The 429-nt window shown below is 42.9% G+C and carries 1 pseudogene; it reads left to right on the top strand.

Going from position 1 to position 429, the window contains the following annotated elements:
- Nucleotides 1-313: 313 nt before the first annotated feature.
- Nucleotides 314-429 (top strand): annotated as a pseudogene (locus tag ACTHUM_RS20085) (IS1595 family transposase); the annotation flags it as partial.

Below are 429 nucleotides of genomic sequence, written 5' to 3'. Positions count from 1 at the left end.
GTTTGATAGGCCAGGCCGTCTGAAAGCCCTTCGAGCAAGCCGGCAATGGCAGCGGGCTGGTCACCGGCAGGAGGAAATGGCTGATGGAGTTTAAACGGAGAATTGGGATATTGGATGACTTCCATAAGACAGCCTGTTTTATGTTCAGGTAAAGAGAGGATTATAACAAAGGGTCGTCTGAAAATTGATAGTGTGCTAATCTGACAAGACTAAATATTTCATCTCCTTCCTTAGCTAACTGAGGTTAGTTATGTTAGCAGGAACAATTAAATTAGGGGCTGTACTAGATTAGCAGATATGTTACCCTCGAAATATGAAGATAACGCACTGCAAATTAAAGAAAAAAGCACAGAAAGAACTGCTCCGTTTTTTTGTACTGGAAGTTACCGCCCGTTCTGCAGTCGATATTGTGGGTATCCATCCCAATTC

The organism is Neisseria sp. P0021.S006 (assembly GCF_051956895.1).
The sequence above is the reverse complement of the archived record's forward strand: the minus strand, read 5'-3'. Positions and strand labels throughout refer to the sequence as shown.